Annotated in this window: 20 protein-coding genes; 13 read left to right on the forward strand and 7 right to left on the reverse strand. The window is 58.2% G+C overall.

Annotation, left to right across the window (positions count from 1 at the left end; genetic code table 11):
- The first annotated feature begins 223 nt into the window (after positions 1-223).
- Both D1823_RS00240 and D1823_RS00245 read left to right on the forward strand, forming a co-directional pair.
- Complete coding sequence (locus tag D1823_RS00240; RefSeq protein WP_117872562.1) at positions 224-811, forward strand: uracil-DNA glycosylase family protein; 588 nt, start codon at positions 224-226, stop codon at positions 809-811.
- Entirely contained in the window at positions 804-1,592 is a 789-nt protein-coding gene (locus tag D1823_RS00245) for an SseB family protein (RefSeq protein ID WP_117867968.1), read from the forward strand. Before D1823_RS00240 ends, D1823_RS00245 begins: the two co-directional genes overlap by 8 nt.
- A gap of 59 nt (positions 1,593-1,651) precedes the next feature.
- Here D1823_RS00245 and yghU read toward each other — a convergent pair whose 3' ends face one another.
- Entirely contained in the window at positions 1,652-2,530 is an 879-nt protein-coding gene (yghU, locus tag D1823_RS00250) for a glutathione-dependent disulfide-bond oxidoreductase (protein ID WP_117867971.1), read from the reverse strand.
- Positions 2,531-2,766: 236 nt separating this feature from the next.
- Here yghU and D1823_RS00255 point away from each other — a divergent pair, with 236 nt between their 5' ends.
- The gene (locus D1823_RS00255; RefSeq protein ID WP_117872564.1) at positions 2,767-3,285 is read left to right on the forward strand and encodes a YHS domain-containing (seleno)protein; all 519 of its coding nucleotides are present in this window, start codon (positions 2,767-2,769) and stop codon (positions 3,283-3,285) included.
- Positions 3,286-3,334: 49 nt separating this feature from the next.
- On the opposite strand, the gene D1823_RS00260 is transcribed toward D1823_RS00255, so the two are convergent.
- On the reverse strand, positions 3,335-4,000 hold the full coding sequence (locus D1823_RS00260) for a J domain-containing protein (protein WP_117867973.1): 666 nt from the start codon (positions 3,998-4,000) through the stop codon (positions 3,335-3,337).
- Between the two features lie 230 nt (positions 4,001-4,230).
- Complete coding sequence (gene metF / locus D1823_RS00265; RefSeq protein WP_117867975.1) at positions 4,231-5,097, reverse strand: methylenetetrahydrofolate reductase [NAD(P)H]; 867 nt, start codon at positions 5,095-5,097, stop codon at positions 4,231-4,233.
- Between the two features lie 94 nt (positions 5,098-5,191).
- On the opposite strand from metF, the gene D1823_RS00270 reads away from it, so the two are divergent.
- Complete coding sequence (locus tag D1823_RS00270; protein WP_117872567.1) at positions 5,192-6,097, forward strand: LysR family transcriptional regulator; 906 nt, start codon at positions 5,192-5,194, stop codon at positions 6,095-6,097.
- Between the two features lie 98 nt (positions 6,098-6,195).
- Positions 6,196-6,981, forward strand: a complete 786-nt coding sequence (locus tag D1823_RS00275; RefSeq protein WP_117867978.1) for an inositol monophosphatase family protein — start codon at positions 6,196-6,198, stop codon at positions 6,979-6,981.
- 18 nt (positions 6,982-6,999) lie between these two features.
- Here the strand turns inward: D1823_RS00275 and D1823_RS00280 are convergent, their stop codons facing one another.
- Both D1823_RS00280 and putA read right to left on the reverse strand, forming a co-directional pair.
- Entirely contained in the window at positions 7,000-7,743 is a 744-nt protein-coding gene (locus D1823_RS00280; protein WP_117867980.1) for a rhomboid family intramembrane serine protease, read from the reverse strand.
- 42 nt (positions 7,744-7,785) lie between these two features.
- Entirely contained in the window at positions 7,786-11,184 is a 3,399-nt protein-coding gene (gene putA / locus D1823_RS00285; protein WP_117867982.1) for a bifunctional proline dehydrogenase/L-glutamate gamma-semialdehyde dehydrogenase PutA, read from the reverse strand.
- Positions 11,185-11,292: 108 nt separating this feature from the next.
- Between putA and D1823_RS00290 the strand changes: the two genes are divergently transcribed.
- Positions 11,293-11,775 carry an Lrp/AsnC family transcriptional regulator gene (locus tag D1823_RS00290; protein ID WP_117872569.1) on the forward strand — a complete coding sequence of 161 codons (483 nt, stop codon included), beginning with the start codon at positions 11,293-11,295 and terminating at the stop codon, positions 11,773-11,775.
- 12 nt (positions 11,776-11,787) lie between these two features.
- Positions 11,788-12,372: a hypothetical protein gene (locus D1823_RS00295; RefSeq protein ID WP_371415290.1), complete on the forward strand. Its 585-nt coding sequence runs from the start codon at positions 11,788-11,790 to the stop codon at positions 12,370-12,372.
- Between the two features lie 113 nt (positions 12,373-12,485).
- Here the strand turns inward: D1823_RS00295 and D1823_RS00300 are convergent, their stop codons facing one another.
- Positions 12,486-13,259: a FadR/GntR family transcriptional regulator gene (locus D1823_RS00300; RefSeq protein WP_117867987.1), complete on the reverse strand. Its 774-nt coding sequence runs from the start codon at positions 13,257-13,259 to the stop codon at positions 12,486-12,488.
- A gap of 334 nt (positions 13,260-13,593) precedes the next feature.
- Between D1823_RS00300 and D1823_RS00305 the strand changes: the two genes are divergently transcribed.
- The 4 genes from D1823_RS00305 (at position 13,594) to dld (ending at position 19,689) form a co-directional block, all read left to right on the forward strand.
- The gene (locus D1823_RS00305) at positions 13,594-14,643 is read left to right on the forward strand and encodes a TRAP transporter substrate-binding protein (protein WP_117872571.1); all 1,050 of its coding nucleotides are present in this window, start codon (positions 13,594-13,596) and stop codon (positions 14,641-14,643) included.
- Between the two features lie 120 nt (positions 14,644-14,763).
- Positions 14,764-16,827 (forward strand): TRAP transporter large permease subunit, encoded by a 2,064-nt coding sequence (locus D1823_RS00310; RefSeq protein ID WP_117872573.1) that lies wholly within the window; start codon positions 14,764-14,766, stop codon positions 16,825-16,827.
- 12 nt (positions 16,828-16,839) lie between these two features.
- Complete coding sequence (locus D1823_RS00315; RefSeq protein WP_117867989.1) at positions 16,840-17,991, forward strand: alpha-hydroxy acid oxidase; 1,152 nt, start codon at positions 16,840-16,842, stop codon at positions 17,989-17,991.
- Between the two features lie 18 nt (positions 17,992-18,009).
- On the forward strand, positions 18,010-19,689 hold the full coding sequence (gene dld, locus D1823_RS00320; RefSeq protein ID WP_117867991.1) for a D-lactate dehydrogenase: 1,680 nt from the start codon (positions 18,010-18,012) through the stop codon (positions 19,687-19,689).
- Positions 19,690-20,436: 747 nt separating this feature from the next.
- On the opposite strand, the gene gph is transcribed toward dld, so the two are convergent.
- A complete protein-coding gene (gene gph / locus D1823_RS00325) occupies positions 20,437-21,096 on the reverse strand; it encodes a phosphoglycolate phosphatase (RefSeq protein ID WP_117867993.1) in 660 nt (219 codons plus the stop codon).
- Positions 21,097-21,303: 207 nt separating this feature from the next.
- Here gph and hemP point away from each other — a divergent pair, with 207 nt between their 5' ends.
- A complete protein-coding gene (gene hemP, locus D1823_RS00330; protein ID WP_083445319.1) occupies positions 21,304-21,471 on the forward strand; it encodes a hemin uptake protein HemP in 168 nt (55 codons plus the stop codon).
- Complete coding sequence (locus D1823_RS00335) at positions 21,468-21,944, forward strand: hypothetical protein (RefSeq protein ID WP_117867995.1); 477 nt, start codon at positions 21,468-21,470, stop codon at positions 21,942-21,944. The genes hemP and D1823_RS00335 overlap by 4 nt, the downstream gene beginning before the upstream one ends.
- The last annotated feature ends 17 nt before the right edge of the window (positions 21,945-21,961 follow it).

Below are 21,961 nucleotides of genomic sequence, written 5' to 3' on the forward strand. Positions count from 1 at the left end.
TCGTGTTGTCGCACTTGCGGGCGGCCAGAAAGGATTTTTTACCGACCCATGTTGGCTACATTATGTCGAATTATGAAACAAATGATCAATGCGTCGCGGTAATGCGCATGATTGTCTGGTCAGTTGCAGCAAGAAATTCCATTCACTTGGTGCTGCGTCCGGTCGATACTATCTGTTTTACCGACCAACAACAGTCTGGATGGGCAGGGGCCTTCACGATCAGATGAACGCTTTACGTCAGGGGATCCGCGCCTGCCGCTTGTGTGCTGACAGGTTCGCGCAAACAGAAACCGCACACGAGCCGCGCCCGGTGGTCTGGTTCCGCACCGGAACGCCAATCCTTGTCGCCGGGCAGGCACCGGGCGCCCGTGTGCACGAGTCGGGGCGGCCCTTTACCGACCCGTCAGGCGACAGACTGCGGCACTGGCTGGGGATTGATGAGACGGTTTTTTACGATCGCGACCGCGTTTCGATCGTACCGATGGCGTTCTGCTTTCCTGGATATGATGCGCGCAATGCTGATCTTCCTCCACCTGCGATTTGCCGCAAGACCTGGCATGACCGAGTGATGCAGGAACTGGGGCGTGTGCCGCTGACCGTGTTGGTCGGAGGTCATGCGCACAAGTTTCATCTTGGCGTGCGCGGGTCGGTGACTGACACCGTTCGCAATTGGCGGGACCATGCGCCGCGGGTCTTTGCCTTGCCTCACCCGTCCTGGCGCAATACGGCATGGTTGAAGAAAAACCCGTGGTTCGAGGCTGAATTGCTGCCTGTTTTGCGTGCACGGGTCCAAGAGGTGCTGAATGACTGACTCCACGGCGTTGGACACCGCGCATGCTGCGATGCAGGCGGATCCGCAAAATGATGCCGCCCGGCTGCGTTTCTTTGAACGGCTCGCGGACAGCGAGCTGTTCCTGATGCTGACCGAAGAAGCACGGGACGAGAATATCTCGCCCGAATTGTTCGATGTGGCTGACGGGCGCTTTGTTCTGGCCTTTGACCGTGAGGACCGGCTGGCGCAGTTTGCCGGGCAGCCCGTGCCTTATGTGGCGTTGTCGGGGCGTGCGCTGTCGGGGATGCTGTCGGGGCAGGGCATCGGGCTTGGTCTGAATCTGGAGACGGCGCCATCTTCCATGCTTGTTCCGGCAGAAGCTTTGGGTTGGCTGGCCGAGACATTGCAACACAGCCCGCAAGAGGTTGAGGAAGAACTTTCCGAGTTTTTGCCCCCTGCCGGCCTGCCGCAGAACCTGCTGACCGCGTTGGATGCGAAACTGGCGACGACAGGCGGACTTGCCAGCGCGGCTTATCTGGTCGCCACCAAGTCCAAATCGGGCGCGCAGAGCCATCTGTTGGGATTTGTCGATGCGATCGAGGGGGCCGAGCCCGCTTTGGCCAAGGCCGCGTCCGAGGCGCTGACCTTTTCCGGGATCGAGGCAGGCGCGATGGATGTCGGTTTTTTCACCGCAAGCGAGGCCGCCGCTGCGCTGTTGGCCAAGGTGGGGCTTCGGTTTGATCTGCCTCAGTCTCAAATTGCCGAAACGGTCCGTGAAACCCCCGGCAGCAACCCGGACAACCCACCCATTCTGAAATAATCATCCAAACGCAAACACGCGGCGCAAGCTGCACCGCGTGTTGTTGCATTGGGGCTTGTTTATTCCGCGGCTGCTTCCAATTTGTCCTGCGTGCGGGTTTCGAAGTCGCTGGCGTCGTGGCGTTCGTGAAGCTGGGTGTGCGGTTCGCCAAAGGCGCGGTTGACCATGCGGCCACGCTGAACCGCAGGGCGCGCGTCGATCGCCTTGGCCCATCGCATGACGTTCTTGTAGGAATCCACGTCCAAGAACTCTGCCGCGCTATAAAGGCGGCCCAGAACCAACTGACCATACCATGGCCAAATCGCCATGTCGGCGATCGAATAGTTTTCACCCGCGATGAAGGTCTTATCCGCCAGTTCACGATCCAGAACATCCAGTTGGCGCTTGGTCTCCATGGCGAAACGGTTGATCGGGTATTCCCATTTCTCTGGTGCGTAGGCGTAGAAATGCCCGAAGCCACCGCCCAGGTAAGGCGCGCTGCCCATCTGCCAGAAAACCCAGTTCATCACCTCGGTCCGCTCCGGGCCAGAGGCGGGCAGGAACGCGCCGAATTTCTCAGCCAAATGGAACAGGATCGAGGCGCTTTCAAAAACACGGATAGGTTTGTCACTCGACCGATCCCAAAGCGCGGGGATTTTCGAGTTGGGGTTGGCCTCGACAAAGCCCGAGCTGAATTGATCGCCTTCTCCGATGTTGATCAGCCAGGCATTGTATTCGGCACCTTCATGACCAAGTGCCAGCAGCTCTTCCAGCATTACCGTGACTTTCACGCCATTGGGCGTGGCGAGCGAGTACAACTGAAGGGGATGCTGTCCGACCGGCAGGTCCTTGTCATGGGTGGCACCGGCAATCGGCCGGTTGATGTTGGCGAATTGTCCGCCACTTTTACTGTCCCAGGTCCAGACTGCTGGTGGGGTGTACGAGGATTGGTCGCTCATCTCTTGCCTTTCTTGCCTATATCAGGACTGCCTTACAGCTAATATTGCAAACCGCCGAGTCCAACCCGGTGCGACCGGCTTATTCTGTAACATTCCGCAGCCAAACTCTCACGTTTTCTCGTGCCAGGTCACAGCGGCGTTAGGGGGACTACGCACCGCACGGGAATCGCATATTGTCCTGACAGACCTGCCAGCACGGCATCACGGACATAGTTGACCCGAAAAGGATGGACCACATGAAACGCTTTGCATTGACCCTCGCTGCGGCCATAGTTCTGGCGGTTCCGGCTTTTGCCGGACCTCAATATGTTGACGGCACAGGTTTTGCTGTCTCGGGATATGACGTCGTTGCCTATCGCAGTCTGGATCAGGTGCCGGTTGGCCAGCCGCAGCACGAAGGTGTGCGCGGAAAAGCCGACATCACCGCAGAGTACAACGGTGCAACCTGGGCTTTTGCGACCGAGGAAAACCGCGCCAAGTTCCTAGAAAACCCTGCATATTATGCGCCGCAATATGATGGACACTGCGCTTACGGCGTGTCGCGTGGCGGCAAGGTTCCGGCAAACCCGAACCTGTGGCGGATCGTGGATGACAAGCTGTATCTCAACATCACCGACGTGGTTGTGGGATTTTTTGAGGAAGACATTCCGGGCAATATCAATCTTGCCGAAGGAAATTGGCCCGGTATCGAACCGAGCGACGCCTCAACCAACGTGATCCCGAAATTCACCTCTGAAGGCCCGGTTTCAAACTGATCCGGCGACACAATATCAGTGCCCGGCTGGTTCAGCCGGGCTCAGACCCTTACCCCGCAAGCCAGAATTGATCCCGAATATCCTGATCAGCATCAAATCTGATCCGCACACTCTTGGCCCCTGGAAACTTGCGTTCGCGGATTGTATCGGGGATGATGACTTCCCCCGCACCAGTATCTTTGGACTGAAAGCTCAGAATTTCAGCCTCGGTGTGGCGTGTGCTGCTCAGGACAGTCGTTGGCAAGGCGACGCGATTTGCCCCATGATGCACGGGCGTGGTTACAAAATAGGTCAAATGCCGCCCGTAACACCCGACCGCATCAGGAACGTGGTCCGAGACACTTGCATCAGGCATTTCCTCGACATCCCTCTCATTGTGCATATGCGGCAGCACCTGGTGGGGGTTCAGCATCGCCTTGCAGGCGGCGATGTCTTCCTGCGGAAGTTCGATGATGCGTTTTTTCAAACGGGGTCGACGCGGCTGCGGAGAACCGGAACTGGCACCAGCTTTTGTTGCCAACCCTTCCTTGCGCAGAAAATCATAGGCCGCTTTGGCGCGCGAGAACCCGGAACTGTCACCGTCCTTGTGATCAGGATGCGAATGAAAGGCGATCTGCCGCCAGGCCTCTCTGATTTCACTGGAATTGGCGCAGGGGGTTAACCCCAGATCTGCCAGCGCGTTCGTGCGTGCCCGCACTTTATCGACAGGTTCCATACTTAAAACACTCATTACAAACTACACTCTTCCAGTGTCGCCAGGGTCGTGGTTTTGTCAAATTTCGAGGCTGATTTGCAGGGCTTGCGACGACAATCACGATGCGGAGATTCAATTGTTCCGTAAAGGCGGCATTCAGCGCGCGCGATTGTGAAACAGTTCACACATTCCGAGACGTCAAAACGCCCGGGGCAAACGTAACCCGGGCGAATCTTTGGGGTTTTTGGGTTTTAGGCGACGTTTTCCAGTTCGACCCGTGGTGAAATGCCCAGCGCAAAGCAGACATCGCGTGTCAGTTCAGGGCGGTTCAGGGTATAGAAATGCAGCTTGTCCACGCCGCCTTCGATCAGGTCCGAACACAGTTCAGTGCAGATTGCCGTGGCCAGCAGATCCTCGCGCTCGTCGCGCACCGCTTTTTCAAAGGCCTGTTCGACCCACTCCGGAATATGCGTGCCACAGCGTTTTGCAAAATTGCGGGCACCCGACCAGTTCTCGATCGGCAGGATGCCCGGCACGATCGGTTTGTCGATCCCGGCCTTGGCGCATGCGTCACGGAACCGGAAAAAGGTCTCGGCTTCGAAGAAGAACTGCGTCAGCGCTTCGTCTGCGCCAGCGTCCAGTTTGGCTTTCAACCAGTCCACATCCGCAGCCATGTCTGCGGCTTCGGGGTGGGTGTCAGGATAGGCCCCGACACGAATGCTGAACATTTCGGTTTCGGCCAGTGCTTCTATCAGCTCAACCGAACTGGAAAACCCGTCCGGGTGCGGCACAAACTTGTCCTGACCCTTTGGCGGATCGCCGCGCAGGGCGACGATATCTTGCACCCCAGCGCGTGCGAAGGCGTCTGCGATCTCCAGGGTTTCCTGCCGCGAAGCATCGACGCAGGTCAGATGAGCGGCCACGTTCAGGCCCGATGACTTGTGCAGGGTTGAAACCGCGTCACGTGTCAGTTCACGCGTTGTGCCGCCAGCGCCGTAGGTGACAGAAACGAAGCGGGGATCCAAGGGGGCCAATGTCTGAACCGTATCCCAAAGGCGGAAAGAGGCTTCCAGAGTTTTGGGGGGAAAGAACTCGAAGGAAATTTCAGGATTGGACATTGTGGCCTCACTGGATCAACTGAGCCCCTTGTGCCATGACGGGCAATGTGAAACAAACTCATATTGCTCATCAATAACATGAATGCTGTTTGAAATGCATATTGAATTCCGGCACCTGCGTACGATAAAGGCAATCCACGAATGCGGCGGGCTGGCCCGTGCTGCGGATCAGCTGAATATCACCCAGTCCGCATTAAGTCATCAAATCAAAGGGTTGGAGGATCAGGCGGGAGTTGAACTGTTTCTGCGTCGCTCAAAGCCAATGAAACTGTCAGCCGCCGGATTCCGCCTTTTGAGACTGGCCGAGCAAATCCTTCCTCAGGTCGAGGCCGCGCAGAGTGAGTTTTCATCGCTGCGGGACGGGCGCACGGGGCGGATGCATATTGCCATCGAATGCCATGCCTGTTTCGAATGGTTGTTTCCTGTTCTTGAGGCCTTCAGGAAGTCTTGGAGCGATGTGGATGTCGATATTCGTCCTGGCCTGGCTTTCGACGCCCTGCCAGCCTTGCAGAAGGAAGAGGTCGATCTGGTGGTCTCATCCGATCCCGAAGACTTGCCGGGTGTCGAGTTTGTGGAGCTTTTTGATTACAATGCAGTCTTTGTAGCGGCTTCGACCCATCCGTTGGCCAAAAAAGACTATGTCGAGGCCGAGGACTTTCGGGGTCAGACTCTGATCACCTATCCGGTCGAACGCACGCGTCTGGATGTGTTCAGCCAGTTGCTGATCCCTGCACGGATTGAACCGGCAACGATCCGGCAGGTTGAACTGACCGCCGTCATTTTGCTTCTGGTGGCCTCAAATCGCGGGATTTCGGTTCTGCCGGATTGGGTCGTGCGCGAGGTCAAATACAATTCGGACTACGTCACCCGACCGCTGACGAAAGAGGGCATTACACGGCGTCTCTACGCAGCTGTCCGGTCGGAAGATCTGGAGAAGCCCTTTGTTCAGGAACTGGTGAAACTGGCCCGGGAAGAGGCGCGCAAGCTGCAATCCCAGTAACGGCGTTTCCTGCGGGTCTGTTATGCGCATCATTCCTCTTGGCAATGGCGCATTGCGGCAGTATACGCGCGGTTTGACCGGACAGGAGCCTTTTGACAATGGTTGGCAGTGCAAATCTCAACATCATGATCAAGGCCGCGCGCAAGGCGGGGCGTTCTTTGGTCAAGGATTTCCGTGAAGTCGAGAATTTGCAGGTGTCGATGAAAGGTGCCGGTGATTTTGTCTCGAAGGCAGATATCGCCGCTGAAGCCATCCTGAAAGAAGAGTTGTTGGGCGCACGACCGACCTATGGCTGGCTGGCCGAAGAGGGCGGTGCCCTTGACGGCGAAGACCCAACCCGCCGCTGGATCGTCGATCCGCTGGACGGCACCACCAATTTCCTGCACGGCCTGCCGCATTGGGCGATTTCCATAGCTCTGGAACACAAGGGCAAGATCGTTGCCGGCGTGGTCTATGACGCCGCCAAGGACGAGATGTTCTTTGCTGAAAAAGGTGAGGGAGCCTGGATGAACGACACTCGTATGCGCGTGTCGAGCCGTCACCGTATGATTGAATCGGTCTTCGCGACCGGTCTGCCCTTTGGTGGTCGTTCGGATCTGCCAGCAACCCTGCAGGATCTGGCGCGCCTGATGCCCGCCTGCGCCGGTGTCCGTCGTTGGGGTGCTGCCGCGCTCGACATGGCATATGTGGCTGCCGGCCGGTATGAGGGCTTTTGGGAACGCCGCCTGAATGCGTGGGATCTGGCTGCCGGTGTCATCATCATCAAAGAAGCTGGTGGTTTCGTGCAGGCGTTGAACCCTGAAGGCAATGTGCTGGAAGATGGTGAGGTGATCTGTTCGAACGAACCGATCTTCGATCAGTTCGCCAAGGTGATCCGGGGCTAGACGCCCTTTGGACCGGCCTTAACGACGCGGAACGCGCGGAATGCGGGATTGGGACAGCTTGTACTTCGCCTCCGGGTGGGGCGGATGTCCATGGGTGCGATCCCAGAACTGAATTCCGCCGCGTCTCAGCCACAGCGGTACGCACAGGATCAGGCCAACGGCAAACCCCCCGGTATGGGCCCAATAGGCGATGCCGCCTTCGTCCGGGTTGCTGGTGACGCTGCCAAAGAACTGTATCGCCAGCCAGACGCCCAGCATGATGAAGGCGGGAATGGTAAAGATCCTGAAATAAACGACCAGGATCAGCAGGACATCCACCCGTGCTTTCGGGAACAGCAGCAGATACCCGCCCATAATGCCAGCAATCGCGCCCGAGGCCCCAACTGTGGGGACCTGAGAGTCCGGCCCGGTGATGATGTGAATCAGGCCCGCGCCAATCCCGGCTGCCAGATAGAACAGCAGGAATGGCAGATGGCCCATCTCGTCTTCCAGATTGTCACCGAAGATCCACAGAAACAGCATGTTTCCGGCAAGGTGCATCCACCCCCCGTGCAGGAACATGGATGTCACGAGGGTTTCCAGCCCGAACCCGTCGCTGACCCGCGCCGGGATTATGGCATAGTCGAAAAACAGCCTGCTGATCCGCGGCCCATCATCCATGATTCCGACATAGCTGAGGAAGATCAGTATATTGGCCGCCAGCAAGGCATAGACAACATAAGGCGTACGCCCCGAAGGGTTGTGGTCACGGATCGGAAACATGGTGTGACGCTGGGCTTTTGTGCGCCCAGCGTCAAGGCAAGCTTATGCCGCACCTCCCAACAATGCAGCGTTTCCGCCCGCTGCGGTCGTGTCGACGCAGACATGGCGTTCACCCAGAACACGCGCGCAGTCGGGCTTACCGGGGATAAGCGGCAAAATCGGGCCGTCGCGGCGCGCCAGATGCTGTTCGATCTGCCGCGCTGTTTCGTCATCTCCCCACCACAACACGCCCGAAATGCCGTTCAGGTTTTCCAACCTGTGCAGGTCAAGCATCCCGGTCGCCTGAATGGCGGTGCCACCCAGCGCACATACAGCATCGGCCTGCGCGCGCGCTGCGGCTTCTCCGGGCCCCATGCACAGAAGGGGCGGACGGGGATACTCGCTCAGGCGGTTCGATTCACCGGTCGGGCCGGGCAGGGATCGGGTTTTGACCGGCGCAGGTTGACCTTGCGCAGCAGGCAGATCAGCCACGGCGTCCCAGGTATCCGCCGTGCTTTGACGGTCGGGCGCACAGAACCGGATCATGTAGTTCGGCCCGCCCGCCTTGGGGCCGGTGCCTGACAATCCTTCGCCGCCGAAGGGCTGCGAGCCGACGATGGCGCCGATCTGGTTGCGGTTCACATAGATGTTGCCCGCATGGATCGCCTCGGTCACATGCTGCACGCGGTCGTCGATGCGGGTGTGCAGGCCGAAGGTCAGGCCGTATCCGGTGGCGTTGATATCGGCGATGATCTTGTCGATCTCTTGCGACTTGAACCGGGCGACGTGCAGCACCGGGCCGAACACCTCGCGTTCCAGCGCGGCGATGCCGGGGATCTCGATCAGTGTCGGTGCAACAAAGATGCCTTCGGGCGGCAACGGAAGCTCCTTCAGCACCCGCCCTTCGTGGCGCGCCCTGGTCACATGTTCGGCGATGCCCTGCCGGGCTTGCGCGTCGATGACCGGGCCGCAATCCGTCGAGATCAGCCACGGATCTGCAACACTCAGCGCATCTATCGCCCCTTTGAGCATGGTCAGAACGTCGTCGGCGATATCCTCCTGCAGATACAGACACCGCAGCGCGGAACAGCGCTGGCCCGCCGACTGAAAGGCGCTTTCGATGATCGATTGCACGGCCTGTTCGGGAAGGGCGGTGCTGTCGACGATCATTGCATTCAGACCACCGGTTTCTGCAATCAGAGGCGTACCGGGACGCATGGATCCGGCCATCGCCGCACGGATTTTCAGCGCGGTGGCCGTAGACCCGGTGAAGGCCACACCCGAGACACGCGGATCCGATGTCAGCGCCGCGCCCACGGCAGGCCCGCCGGGCAACAGTTGCAGCACATCGCGTGGCACACCTGCCTCATGCATGAGTTGAATCGCACGATGCGCGATCAGGGGCGTCTGGGGCGCTGGCTTGGCCAGAACTGCGTTTCCGGTGGCCAGCGCGGCGGAGATCTGTCCTGAGAAAATCGCCAGCGGGAAGTTCCACGGGCTGATACAGGTGAAAATTCCCGCGGGATCGGCGTCGGGGATGTTGGCTGCATAGTAACGCAGGAAATCCACCGCCTCGCGCAGTTCCGCCACCGCATCAGGCAGCGACTTCCCTGCCTCACGCGCCAGCAGTGCAAACAACTCGCCATAATGCGCTTCATAAAGATCGGCTGCGGCATTGAGGACACGGGCGCGTTCGGCAGCAGGGGCGTCCCAGGGGTCGGCCGAAGCCAATGCCATCTCCACGTCCGCTGCACTTGCCGCGGCCACCGCGCCGGGCTTGTCCTGAGGCCGTGCCGGATTGACCACCGGCTCATCCGCTTCGGGTTTGGCCGTGTCGGTCAGCAATGGTTGCGCATACCAGTGATGAGAGCGGAACTGATCCCGTGCCGCATCAATCTGATCCAGTGTTGGTGTGTGATACAGGTCAAAACCCTTGGAATTCGGCCTTTCAGGCTGGAACAGTTCCGGTCCGGTCGGCAGTGCTGGCGGAGGGGTCCGGACCGCAACAAACGGATCGGCGGCGACTTGTTCCGGTGACACATCCTCGTCCACAATCTGGTTGACGAAGGATGAGTTTGCACCGTTCTCCAGCAAGCGTCGAACCAGATAAGCCAGCAAGTCGCGATGTGCCCCGACCGGCGCATAAATGCGGCAACGGGAGGTCTGCTTGTTCATTACGATCTGATGCAGGGTCTCGCCCATGCCGTGTAGGCGCTGGAACTCGAACGGTTGATCTTCGGCCATGTGAAGGATGGCGCTGACCGTGTGGGCGTTGTGCGTGGCAAATTGCGGGTAGATCCGGTCGGTCATGCCCAGCAGTTTGCGCGCATTGGCGATATAAGAGACGTCGGTCGCGGCTTTGTGCGTGAAGACCGGAAAGCCATCCACCCCTTCGACCTGCGCGCGTTTGATCTCAGTATCCCAATAGGCTCCTTTGACCAATCGCACCATAATATGGCGATCGTGACGTTCGGCCATGCCATACAGCGTATCCAGTACCAAACCTGCACGCGGGCCATAGGCCTGAACCACGATACCAAACCCGTGCCAGCCGGCAAGGGCTGGGTCGGACATCACCGCCTCTATCACCTGCAACGACAGCGACAAACGATCCGCCTCTTCTGCATCGACGTTCAGGCCCATTCCGGCCGCCTTGGCCAGCAGAGCCAGCGCCCGCAGTCGCGGCACCAGTTCGTCCATCACACGCTGTTCCTGTGCCAGTTCATAACGGGGATGAAGGGCGGACAGTTTTACCGAAATGCCGGGGTTGGCGCGGATATCGTTGTGGATGCATGCCTCGGCAATGGCCGAGATGGCGCGGGAATAGGACAGGTGATAGCGCGCCGCGTCCGCTTCGGTCCGGGCCGCTTCGCCCAGCATGTCGTAGGAATAGGTATAGCCCTTGGCCTCCATCCCCGCGGCGCGCTTCATGGCGGACTGGATGGTCTCGCCCAGAACGAACTGCCGGCCCATTTCCTTCATCGCGCGCCCGACGGCGGTGCGGATCACCGGCTCGCCCAGCCGCTTGATGGCGCCGCGCAGGGCGCTGACCGGGGAGGCCTTGCCCTCGTCCAGCACCTTGCCGGTCAGCATCAGCGCCCAGGTCGAGGCATTGACCAGCGACGAGGAAGAGTGGCCCAGGTGCTTGCCCCAATTGGATGGCGCGATCTTGTCTTCGATCAGCGCATCAATTGTGTCGGCATCCGGCACGCGCAACAACGCTTCAGCCAGACACATAAGGGCGATACCTTCGTCGGTGGACAGGCCATATTCGGCCAGAAATACCTCCATCAACCCCGGAGAAGTACTGGACCGGATGTCGCGTACAAGCTGCGCAGCGGCGGTGCTGATGGCGCTGCGATCCGTGTCTGTCAGGTTTGCCTGAGAGATCAGGGTATCAAGAACTGCCGACTGATCGGCGTAGGTTGAGCTATCGATGAGTGTGCGCAGGCTGTGTGACATATGTCCTCCGGTCTTTGTGATAATATAATGCGGAAAATTCAGGACAACGGACCGATTATTGGCTATTGGAAGGTCAGTGTTCTGAAAATTTGGCACAAGACAGCGCAAATGAGCTTTCCTGATCTGGATCGGTTCGACCGGTCGATTCTAAGAATTCTGGCCGAGGATGGTCGTATCTCGGTGGCCGACCTTGCGCGCGAGATCGGGCTTTCGAAATCTCCGACTCAAGCGCGGCTCAAGCGGCTTGAGGCAAGCGGGGTAATCCAGGGATATCGGGCGATGCTGGATCCGATCCGACTGGGCCTGGATCATGTTGCGTTTGTCGAGGTGCGTTTGACCGATACCCGCGAAAAGGCTCTGGCCGAGTTCAACGCAGCCGTCCGCAAAACCGCTGAGGTCGAGCAGGCACATATGATCGCGTCCAATTTTGACTACCTTTTGAAAATACGCACCGCAACGATGTCCGAGTATCGCCGTGTTCTGGCCGAGAAGATTTCGTCTCTGCCGCATGTCGCCAATACGTCAACTTTTGTTGCGATGGAGGCCGTGAAGGAAACCGGTATGCTGGGTGGTTTTGAATATCAGCCTTGACCCGGCGGAAGTATGGCCCACTTTTGTTTCGTGATGCGAACGCTTGCTGCAACCTTTTTTCTGATCGCTTGTTCATGCTCGGCCATCGCCGAGACATGCCCCACTGCTCCGGATCATATTGAAGGGGTGAATGCGCTGATCAAGCAGGTCCAAAAGGCGCAATCGCAAAGCGACGCCCGGGTCATCTCGAATCAAATGTGGGAGCTCTGGACAGACGCGCCGGATGCTCGGTCGCAGACACTGCTGGACCGGGGAATGGCGCGACGAGAGGCGTGGGACTTGTCGGGCGCATTGGATGACTTCAACCAGCTCGTCGAATATTGCCCGAATTACGCCGAAGGTTACAATCAGAGGGCTTTTGTAAACTACCTGAGGCAGGATTTTGACGCGGCGCTGCGCGACCTGAATGTCACGATCGAAATGTCGCCAAACCACATCGGCGCACTCAGCGGACGCGCATTGTCTTTACTGGGTTTGAAACGTCTTGAAGACGCGCGCACAGCACTGTCCGCAGCGCTTGAACTCAATCCCTGGCTGTCAGAGCGGGCGTTGTTGGAACCCGGTGGCCTTCTGGAACCGCCCGGAGAGGATATCTGACGTCAATCCCTTGATGTCGACCCAACTGGCCGACCAGCTCCAAAACAATGTCTCGGGTAGCAATACCATTCCATCAGCGTCGCAACCTGAAGAATAAGTGAGTGGCTATTCGATTAGCGCGTCAGTATCCGGCGCTTTTCGGCCATGGCTTCGCGTCGCCGCTGTTCAATCCCGAGTTTGAAGGACTCTTCGACAAAGTCGATGTGATTCGTAGCCGCTTTTTCGGCCCGCTCCTCATCACCTTCGATTACCGCGCGGCCGAGTTCGAGATGTTGCTGCAACAGCTTTTCGCCGGTCCCATCGATTGTCCGCAGGAAGTCGCGATTGTAGAAAACGCCCTTGCGGGTGAGTTCGTAGATCGACGCCATCATGTGGATCAGGGTCGCGTTCTGGCTGGCATCAACAATCGCTGAATGCAAGGCAAAGTCTGCTTCTTGCGAAGCCTTGGCATCCTGCTCCTGCCATGCCCGTTCGTTTTCGTGGAGGATTTCTGAAATCCTTTCCTTGTCTGCCTTGGTCGCACGACGTGCGGCAAGGCGGGCGGCAAAACCTTCCTGTTCGCGGCGATACTCCAGATAGTCGAAAAAAGCCGGCTCATGGCGTTCGTACAAAGCAAGAAGCGCGGGCATCATGGCTTGTCCGGTCAGGGCTGCGACGAATGTCCCTTCACCGTGTTGCGTTGTGACCAGACCGCGTTCTTCCAGCACCTGAAGGGCCTCGCGCAGTTTTGGGCGTGACACGCGCAGCATCTCGGCCAGATCGCGCTCCGAGGGCAGTTTCCGGCCCTGTTTCAGGATGCCCGACGCGATCAGGTCCTCGACTTGTGAAACCACTGCATCGGCCAGCGATTCGTGTCCAACCGGTTCAAATATCGCCGTGGTGTTCATGAGATGCTGCCCTGTGTGACGCTAAAAAGCCCGGAATAACTGGTAAACAAACATAACCATATCCGTTCAATTTTCAAGCGCGAGGGTGGTCTTCCCTTGGATGACGTACACATTTGTTTGTGAACGGTTTTTAAGAAATCAGCATGGCTTTAAGGCGGTCATCCCGGGTTTTTGCAGGAGTTTTTGGAGTCGGATCTCAAAACTCAAACTTCTCCAGTGGTAAATAAAGTTATTGACTGGTTTAATCTGGTAAAGTTAGTTTACCACCGGAGCGACGCTGGAAGAGCCTGCGCCAATGATCGGGAAAAAACCGACCAACCCTGGAGGAGAATTCATGAAGAAGACCCTGACGAGCCTGGCCATGGTCGCCAGCCTGCTGGCTGCACCCGCGGTTGCGGCGGACAAGTTGCTGCTGAAAACACCAATTGCCTTTTCAACCGAGTTGCCGGGTCTGGGCTCGCCGGTCCCTCGCGTGGCTGATCAGCTGGAACTGATGTCCGGTGGCACGCTGAAGATGAAGGTGTACGAGCCGGGAAAACTGGTGCCGCCCTTCGAAATTCTGGACGCTGTGTCCACCGGCAAAATCAACTCGGGCTACACCACGGCTGGTTACTGGGCCGGGAAAATCCCGGCTGCGCCACTGTTCTCAGCTGTACCGTTCGGCCCCGAGGCCGGCGAATACATGGCTTGGCTGTATTATGGCAACGGCATGACCCTGTATCAGGAGATGTATGATCAGGCCGGCTTCAACGTCAAAGTTCTGCCTTGCGCCATCATCGCGCCGGAAACCTCGGGCTGGTTCGCGTCCGAGATCAACTCGCCCGAAGACCTGAACGGGCTGAAGATGCGTTTCTTTGGTCTGGGCGGCAAGGTGATGCAGAAACTGGGTGTAGCGACCTCGCTGTTGCCAGGTGGCGAGATCTTCCCTGCATTGGAAAAAGGCGCGATTGATGCGACCGAGTTTTCGATGCCTGCGATCGACGCGCGTCTGGGCTTTCACAAGCTGGTCAAATTCAACTATTTCCCCGGCTGGCATCAGCAGGCGACCGTGTTTGAACTGCTGATCAACAAGGACGTCTGGAACGAAGCCAGCGATCAGCACAAGGCAATCATCGAAAACGCCTGCAAGGCTTCGATGGCAGACAGCTTTGCCGAAGGCGAAGCCATTCAGCACGCGGCCCTGATCGACAACGTTGAAAACAACGGCGTTACCATCAAGCAGTGGTCGCCCGAGATGCTGGATACCTTCCGCGCAACCTGGGAAGAGGTTGCCACTGAAGAGGCCGCCAATGATGCCTTCTTTGCACAGGTTCTGGCCGACATGAACGAGTTCCGTGACGGCTATAACCTCTGGAAGACAAACGCGTTCCTCCCACGTCAGTAATCTCTCCCTCACTGACGTTGCCGGGGCGGCCTGATCCGCCGCTCCGGTTCCTGCTTCCTGATCTTCGGACTTTCTAACCTTTCACTGCCCGTATTCCGGGTTGCTGAGCGAGGAATGACCATGACCACCCAAAACAACCTCAACGATCCGGTCGAAGCCTATGAAGGCATCCTGGAACACCCCGAAACCGACCGCCAGAAAGTCGCAGTTGCGATCGATGCCGGGGTCAAGGCGGTGGGTCATGTGGTCATGTGGGCCAATGTCCTGCTGATGGGCGCGATCTTTGCACAGGTCTCGCTGCGTTACCTGTTCAGCCAGAACTATCCCAAGTTGGACGAGATTCAGTGGCACTCCTACGGGATCGTCACGATGATCGGCATCTCATACGCTCTGATCACCGACAGCCATGTGCGCGTGGACGTCTTGCATATGCAACTGTCACGCCGCGCGCAGCGGATCATCGAGGTGATCGGCATCCTGACCCTGCTGACCCCGTTCATCTATCTGATGGTCGATCAGGGCTATGACTATTTCTACGAAAGCCTTCGCGTCAACGAACGCTCTGACAGCCCCACCGGCCTGCCTGCGCGTTGGGCCTTCAAGGCGGTCATTCCCATCAGCTTTGTTCTGTTGGCACTGGCCGCGTTGGCACGCTTGATCCACGACGGGCACGCGTTGATGTACGGACCGGCCTCGGAACGTGAAGGCGCGCCACTGCGCCGTATTCTTCTGGTGCTCGCCGTGTTCGCCGCCGTCTGTGTGGGCCTGACGTTCCTGGTCGAAACGACCGAGGAAAAGCTGGTCATCGCGATGTTCCTGACCTTCATCGCGCTGCTCTTCACCGGCTACCCGGTCGCTTGGGTTCTGGCCGGTGTTGGAGTCTCCTATTGTGGTCTGGCCTACCTGTTCGACAACGATCTGATGCTGTGGACCGGGCTTGAGAGCACATTTACCGGTCTCGATTATCTGACGCTGGGCGCGGTTGTGAACCGGGTTTACGCGACCATGTCCAATGCGGTTCTGGTTGCCCTGCCGATGTTCATCTTCATGGGTCTTATGCTGGACGAATCCGGTGTGGCCGAGCGTCTGATGTCCTCGATGCAGCGTCTGTTCGGGACAGTGCGCGGAGGTCTGGCCATCACTGTGACCCTGATCGGGATCATTCTGGCGGCCTCGACCGGCATCATTGGTGCCTCGGTGGTTCTTCTGGGCGTGCTGTCGCTGCCGTCGATGATGCAGCAGAAATACCAGCCGACGCTGGCGGCGGGCGTGGTTTCGGCCTCGGGGACGCTGGGCATTCTGATCCCGCCCTCGATCATGCTGGTGATCATGGCTGACCAGATGGCCCTGTCGGTGGGCGACCTGTTCATGGCGGCGGTGTTCCCGGGCGTGATCATAGGCGGCCTGTACCTGACCTATATCTTTATCCTCGCGCTGGTGAAGCGCGACGCGGCCCCTGTGCCTGAGGGTGCCAAGGCGCCCGATTGGGCCGCCGTCAAGGATGTGCTGATCGCCGTCATCCCGACGCTGATGCTGATCCTTGCGGTACTGGGTTCGATCTTCGCCGGTCTGACAACGCCGACCGAGGCCTCGGGCATCGGCGCGCTGGGTGCCACCTTGCTGGCGTTGGGCTATCGCAAGCTGACGTTTGCCAAGCTGTGGAACGTGCTGGTTTCGACCTTCAACACCACCGCCTACATCTTTGCGATCTTCCTCGGCGCGACCGTGTTTTCCTATGTCCTGCGAGAACTGGGTGGGGACGAGTTGATCGAACATGTGGTGCAATCCACCGGCTTTGGAGCGAACGGCACCATCCTTTTCATCCTGTTCATCGTCTTCCTGCTGGGATTTGTGCTGGACTGGATCGAGATCACGCTGATCGTGCTGCCACTGATGCGCCCCATCGTGAACGGTCTGGGCATCGACATCCCCGGCTTTGGCGTGCTGGATGAACCGGCACTGGTGTGGTTCGTGATCCTTGTCGCTGTGACGCTACAAACCAGCTTCCTGACGCCGCCCGTTGGCTTTGCCTTGTTCTACCTCAAAGGCGTTTGCCCGCCAGAGATCAAGCTGACGCATATCTACAAAGGCATCGTGCCCTTTGTTTTGCTGCAACTGACAGGACTCGCGCTGGTCTTCCTGTGGCCGACATTGGCCACATGGCTGCCGTCAGTCGCTTATTGAGGAGCTATCGCCATGCGTCTGAGCCAGTGTCATAACTTCCACGATTTCCGGCGGCTGGCCAAGCAGCGGCTGCCGGGGCCGATCTTCAATTACATCGACGGCGGCGCGGATGACGAGGTGACGTATCGGGAAAACACCAAGGCGTTCGACCGCTGTGAGCTGCTTCCGTCAGTTTTGCGGGGGGTGGCGGATGTGGACATGTCCGTCACGGTGATGGGGCAGAAACTGGACATGCCGGTCTATTGCTCGCCCACCGCGTTGCAGCGCCTGTTCCACCATCAGGGTGAACGCGCCGTCGCGGCAGCGGCAGAGAAATACGGTACCATGTTCGGAGTTTCCTCTCTGGGAACCGTCTCGCTGGAGGAGCTGCGCCGGAAACACAAGAACCCGCAGGTCTATCAATTCTACTTTCACAAGGATCGCGGGTTGAATGCCGCCATGATGCAGCGCGCCAAAGAGGCGGGTGTCGAGGTCATGATGCTGACCGTCGACAGCATCACCGGTGGCAACCGCGAGCGTGATCTGCGTACCGGGTTCTCGATCCCGTTCCGATTGACGCTGGGCGGCATGATACAGTTTGCGATCAAGCCGATGTGGGGCATCAACTATGTCACCCATGAAAAGTTCCGGCTGCCTCAGCTTGAGGAACATGTGGATATGGGCGGTGGGGCCAGCTCGATCGGGGGGTATTTCACCGATATGCTCGATCCGTCGATGAACTGGGATGACGTGGCGCAGATGGTGCGCGACTGGGATGGTCAGTTCTGCCTGAAAGGGATCATGACCGTCGAAGATGCCAAACGCGCGGCTGAGATTGGTTGTACCGGCATCATCCTGTCGAACCACGGTGGCCGCCAACTGGACGGATCGCGCACGCCGTTTGACCAGCTGGCCGAGATTGTAGATGCCGTTGGCGACAAGCTGGACGTGATGATGGACAGCGGCATTCAGCGTGGCACCCATGTGCTCAAGGCGCTTTCGATCGGGGCCAAAGCCGTGGGTATCGGGCGGCACTACCTGTATCCTCTGGCTGCCGCAGGGCAGGCTGGGGTCGAACGGGCCCTTGGGTTGATGCGTGCCGAGATCGAGCGCGACATGAAGTTGATGGGTGTCACCAGTGTTGGCCAGCTCAGCCGCGAGAATATTCGTTTCCGCAATCCCTAACCCGAAACGGGGGCCGATATGACCAATGACGCGTTGATCAAACATTTCCGCTCTATCGTCGGCACGCGTCACGTGCTGATCGGAGCGCGCGCGACAGAGCGTTTTCGGCGCGGTTTCCGCTCGGGCGAGGGTGAGGCGCTGTGCGTCGTTCTGCCGGGGACTCTGCTGGAGCAATGGAAGATCCTACAAGCCTGCGTCGCAGCCGACAAGATCGTCATCATGCAGGCGGCCAATACTGGCCTGACCGAAGGGTCTACGCCGTCCGGCACCTATGACCGGGACGTTGTTCTGATAAATACGCGTCGGATGAACACTCTGGTGCCGTTGAACGACGCAGAGCAGATTGTCAGCTTTCCGGGCGCCACGCTTTTTGCGCTGGAAAAACTGTTGGCCCCGCTGGGACGCGAGCCGCATTCGGTGATCGGTTCGTCCTGCATCGGCGCGTCGATCGTGGGTGGAGTATGCAACAATTCCGGCGGATCTCTGGTCGAACGCGGTCCGGTTTACACGGAACTTTCCGTCTATGCGCAGATCACAGAACAGGGTGATCTGGAATTGGTCAACCACCTCGGCATCGATCTGGGCAGCACGCCGGAAGAGATCCTCGCCAACCTCGATGCAGGGAAATTTGAACGCAACCCCGGGGCAACCAACAAACGCGCATCGGCCAGCGACTACGCACAGATCGTGCGGGACGTGAATGCGGAAACGCCTGCGCGGTTCAATGCGGACAAGGCCAAGCTTTTCGAATCTTCGGGCTCGGCCGGGAAGCTGGCCGTTTTTGCCGTGCGCCTTGACACCTTTCCCAAGAACGAGGTCGAGAAGGTGTTCTATGTGGGCACCAATAGTCCCGACGATCTGGCGGACCTGCGGCGCCACATATTGTCAGAGTTCAAATCGCTGCCGGTTTCGGCCGAATACATGCATCGCGAAGCGTTCGACATTGCAGCACGCTATGGCAAGGACACAGTCGTGATGATCGACAAGCTTGGCACGGACCGTCTGCCGATGTTCTTTGCGATAAAGGGCGCCGTGGATGCCCGCCTGCGGCGCATCCCGTTGTTGCGAAATCTCACCGATCGTTTCATGCAGGCAGCAATAGCTCTGTGGCCAAGTATCCTGCCCAAACGGATGATGGATTTTCACGACAAGTTTGAACACCACCTTATCCTGAAAATGAAGGATGAAGGTGTGTCCGAGGCCGCCGAGTGGCTGCCGCGATTTCTGAGGGACCGCGATGGCGGATTTTTCGAATGTGACGCGCGCGAGGCCAGGATTGCAGGCCTCCATCGTTTCGCGGCGGCAGGCGCGGCCGTGCGTTACATGGCGATTCATTCGGACGATGTCGAAGACATCATCGCTCTGGATGTCGCGTTACGTCGAAACGACCAGGACTGGCTGGAGAAGCTGCCGCCTGAAATCGAAGAGCAGTTGGTTCACAAACTCTATTACGGGCACTTCATGTGCCACGTGATGCATCAGGATTACATAGTCAAAAAAGGGGCCGACCCCAAAGCGCTCAAGGCCGCAATGTTGAAATTGTTTGACGAACGCGGCGCGGAATACCCTGCTGAACATAACGTGGGGCACCTTTACAAGGCCAAGCCCGACCTGGCGGCACATTACAAATGCTGTGACCCGACCAACGCGTTCAATCCGGGTATCGGCAAAATGTCCAAGGCGAAGAATTACCAATAGCCAGCTTTTCCGACGTGGACGGGTGCCGAAAAAACGCACGGCACACACGCCGGGCTTTGGCGAAAAGGGTGTTGGCGCCTGACCTTCTGACCTCATGAAGGCGGCCACGAAAACAAAACAACTTGTGCAGCGAGGGCGGCCAAAACCGAATGAGCGTCGCTTTTCAGGTACAAAGAAGATTCGGACGGTGCAGTCAGGATAATCGGAGTCGGGAAGGAATTTCGCGCTGAGGTGAGGAATTCGGCCACGATTGACGCAGATCGTTTGGTTTTGAGTGTCACACACACGCATTCGTCAGGCCGCCCAAGATTTGAACTGGCGGGTTCGTGCGGTCAATTGACAAAACACCTTTCTGTTCAGGTAAATTCAGGGATGGGTGATTTCCGCCGGGTTTTCCTAGGGTTAGCCTTGACCTGCAATCGGATTGCAACTCACGCGTCCGAAGCTGCAGGCCAGAAAGCCATCTTGCATGCGAAAAATTGCAGATGACCGGAGCCAGAAAAACGCCAATTTTCCCTTATTTTTTACGTTTTTTGGAGAACTACGGGAAACCCCCAATTTCGCGCGGCGACAATCAGGGGTAAACACAACTTACCGTACTTACCACACAAACACACACACGGTATTTACTTTCCCCGATGAGGGGCTGGCCACACCCCCTCGGCCGGCCCCTCTTAACTTTTGGGGGTCAGTGGCATTGCGGATCGTTGCCAATGTCGAAGGGCGTGATGATCTTTCCGAGCTGTGTTAACTTTGGATCAACTCGGCGACGAGCGCGGGCAAGTCTTGTGATGCGCAATAGGCCACGTTGTGCGGAATTTCAGCGACCGGCGTCTTCCGATATCCTTTGGTAAACAGCAAAAACGGGATTTTCGCACGAGCGGCCGTTTCCGCGTCAACTTCGCTGTCGCCGACGAACAAACGTGGGCCAGAAGCTTGAAGCGCATCGAAGCTTGCGAACAGATGGTTCGGGTCCGGTTTTCGCGTCGAAAGGCTGTCGCCGCCAAGAACAACGTCGAAATATTGGGACAGGTCCAGTGCTTCAAGCAAATGCCGTGCGGGCGCTTCTGGTTTGTTGGTGCAGACACCCAAAGCGCACCCCATCTGTCGCAAGGCAACCAGCGCTTCGGGGATACCGGGGTAGGGAACAGTCGTTTCGCTTGCAGCAGCATTGTAATGTTTCAGGGTCAGCTGCGTCAGCTCCGCGTGGCGATCCAACGGCAGGCCGCAATGGCGGATCATGCGCTCGACCAGTTTGGGTAAGCCGTTGCCGACGAATCCTTTGATGACGTCATGCGACAAGGGATCGTGCCCAACATCGTCCAGCGTGCGGTTGGCTGCTGCCGCCAGATCACCCAGGCTGTCCACCAGCGTTCCGTCCAGATCAAATACAACTGCTGCGGTCATAATTTACGCGCCTTTCATCATCTGGCCCAAGACCTAACGCGCCTTGTGCCGGTCCGCAATCGCTTGTGTTAAAACGACACTTGACAATCCTTACTAAAATAATCAGATTAAACTTCAGGAACAGAAAGCCAGCCCTTTCGGGGTCAGCCAGATCACATGAAACGCGATAGATATGGCACCATGCCGAAACGCTCTGGAGATGTCCCGATGAACGTACAGAACCCGACCCCAACCCAAGGTTACGCTGTCTCGATGCTTCCCGCGCACAAGGCCGAGGATCTGACCAAGGGCGGCAACCTAGCCCACATAGAACTGGGTGATCAGCTCTATACCCTGCGCATCACCCGCGCAGGCAAACTGATCCTGACGAAATGAGCGCGCCTTTCAAGCGCGGTGGCGCAGCGGTGGGCCGTCTTGCCGATCTCGAACCCGTCGAAGCGGGTGCCGTAATGTATCTGCGGATGTGGAGCGACGGTGAGGGCGGCCGCGCTGATGCTGCCAGCGATTTTCAAGTCGCGCTGGGCTCGGATTGCGGGCGTGCCGCAATGCTGACCCTGGATCGCTTATGTTCGCTATGCGCCACCCATGGCCGCCGCCCTCTGATCCGGCATGGTCTTGGATGTGCTTGCCTTGGCGCGGATGAGAATTGCTTTGCCCAGATGATCGCGGCAGCGTCCGAAGGGGCGCGTGAAGATGCGATGATGCTGGCGTCCTTGATCGTACGTCCGGATTTTGCCCCCGCTTTGGCGTCCCTGTCGGAAGAACTGGGCCTGACTCTCAGACGTATGACGGCAGGTTTCAAAATGCCGATCACCGGCCACCAGACACCCTCGGCCGTGCTCCACTGACCCTGAGTGTTGAACGG

The organism is Ruegeria sp. AD91A (assembly GCF_003443535.1).
GTDB lineage: Bacteria > Pseudomonadota > Alphaproteobacteria > Rhodobacterales > Rhodobacteraceae > Ruegeria.